A 2,500-nucleotide genomic window follows, 5' to 3' on the forward strand; every position below is an offset into this window, starting at 1 on the left:
TTTTGTTTTGAGAAGATATTGATTGCCTTTAGCAGACCTGGCAGCGACCTACTCTCCCGCGTCTTGAGACGAAGTACCATTGGCGCAGGGGCGTTTCACGGCCGTGTTCGGAATGGGAACGGGTGCGGCCGCCCCGCCATGACCACCAGGTCAGCTAAGGGCAATGTTTTTGAGAAGCTGGAGAGGATTGAACCTCTTTTTTTGAACACGTCTTTGATCATCGAATTGATGAGCATGAACAATGGGAACGATGAAGTCGATCGGGCTATTAGTAAGGCTAAGCTTCATGCGTTACCGCACGTCCACACGCCTCCTATCAACGTGGTCGTCTTCCACGGCCCTGATAGGGAACACTCGTTTTCAGGTGGGTTTCCCGCTTAGATGCCTTCAGCGGTTATCCCTTCCATATATAGCTACCCTGCTATGCCGCTGGCGCGACAACAGGTCCACCAGAGATATGTCCATCCCGGTCCTCTCGTACTAGGGACAGATCCTGTCAATATTCCTACACCCACGGCAGATAGGGACCGAACTGTCTCACGACGTTCTGAACCCAGCTCACGTACCGCTTTAATTGGCGAACAGCCAAACCCTTGGGACCTGCTCCAGCCCCAGGATGCGATGAGCCGACATCGAGGTGCCAAACAACCCCGTCGATATGGACTCTTGGGGGTCATCAGCCTGTTATCCCCGGCGTACCTTTTATCCGTTGAGCGATGGCCCTTCCACGCGGGACCACCGGATCACTATGACCGACTTTCGTCTCTGCTCGACTTGTCAGTCTCGCAGTCAGGCGGGCTTATGCCATTGCACTCGACGAGCGATTTCCGACCGCTCTGAGCCCACCATCGCGCGCCTCCGTTACTCTTTCGGAGGCGACCGCCCCAGTCAAACTACCCACCATACACTGTCCCGGACCCGGATGACGGGCCGCGGTTAGACATCCATGACGATAAGGGTGGTATTTCAAGGATGGCTCCACTCAAACTGGCGTCCAAGCTTCAAAGCCTACCACCTATCCTACACATGCCGACACGAATGCCAGTGTAAAGCTATAGTAAAGGTGCACGGGGTCTTTCCGTCTGACCGCAGGAACCCCGCATCTTCACGGGGAATTCAATTTCACTGAGTCTATGTTGGAGACAGCGGGGAAGTCGTTACGCCATTCGTGCAGGTCGGAACTTACCCGACAAGGAATTTCGCTACCTTAGGACCGTTATAGTTACGGCCGCCGTTTACTGGGGCTTCGATTCAAAGCTTGCACCTCTCCTCTTAACCTTCCAGCACCGGGCAGGCGTCAGACCCTATACGTCGTCTTACAGACTTCGCAGAGCCCTGTGTTTTTGATAAACAGTCGCTACCCCCTGGTCTGTGCCACCCCATTTCACTTGCGTAAAAAGGGGTCACGCTTCTTCCGAAGTTACGCGTGCAATTTGCCGAGTTCCTTCAACATAGTTCTCTCAAGCGCCTTGGTATACTCTACCTGACCACCTGTGTCGGTTTCGGGTACGGTCTATACGGTGGAGCTATTTCCTGGAACCGCTTCCCTGCCCACTCAATCCAATAAGAATGAACAAGTTACGCAATCCGTCACTACCACCAGGCCCACGAATATTAACGTGGTTCCCATCGACTACGCGTGTCCGCCTCGTCTTAGGGGCCGGCTAACCCTGCTCAGATTAACTTTAAGCAGGAACCCTTGGTCTTTCGGCGAGGGGGTCTCTCACCCCCTTTATCGTTACTCATGTCAACATTCGCACTTCCGATATCTCCAGCAGCCCTCACGGGTCCGCCTTCACAGACTTACGGAACGCTCCGCTACCACAGTGTCTTCGTAAGAAGATCACCATCCTCAGCTTCGGTGCATGGCTTTAGCCCCGTTACATTTTCGGCGCAAAGACCCTTATTTAGACCAGTGAGCTGTTACGCTTTCTTTAAATGATGGCTGCTTCTAAGCCAACATCCTGGTTGTTTTGGGATCCTCACATCCTTTCCCACTTAGCCATGACTTGGGGACCTTAGCTGGAGGTCAGGGTTGTTGCCCTTTTCACGACGGACGTTAGCACCCGCCGTGTGTCTGCCGAGTAGTACTCCCGGGTATTCGGAGTTTGGTTAGGATCAGTAAGACGGTGAGTCCCCATAGCCCATCCAGTGCTCTACCCCCCGGGGTATTCGCTCGACGCTCTACCTAAATAGATTTCGCGGAGAACCAGCTATCTCCGAGTTTGATTGGCCTTTCACCCCTAGCCACAAGTCATCCCAATCTATTGCAACAGATGCGGGTTCGGCCCTCCAGTTGGTGTTACCCAACCTTCAGCCTGCTCATGGCTAGATCACTCGGTTTCGGGTCTAATGCGACGAACTGAACGCCCTGTTCAGACTCGCTTTCGCTGCGCCTACACCTACCGGCTTAAGCTTGCTCGTCACACTAAGTCGTTGACCCATTATACAAAAGGTACGCCGTCAGGCTTGCGCCCTCCGACTGCTTGTAGGCATCCGG

General features: G+C 53.8%; 2 rRNA genes (1 of these 2 cut by a window edge). Both read right to left on the reverse strand.

Annotated elements, in window-relative coordinates:
* Window positions 1-35 precede the first annotated feature (35 nt).
* Window positions 36-150, reverse strand: a 5S ribosomal RNA gene (rrf, locus tag F3H95_RS26875).
* Window positions 151-247: 97 nt separating this feature from the next.
* A 23S ribosomal RNA gene (locus F3H95_RS26880) occupies window positions 248-2,500 on the reverse strand; it runs 639 nt beyond the window's last position.

The organism is Rhizobium sp. RU35A, from assembly GCF_900156005.1.
In the GTDB taxonomy this organism is placed as follows: Bacteria; Pseudomonadota; Alphaproteobacteria; order Rhizobiales; family Rhizobiaceae; genus Neorhizobium; species Neorhizobium straminoryzae.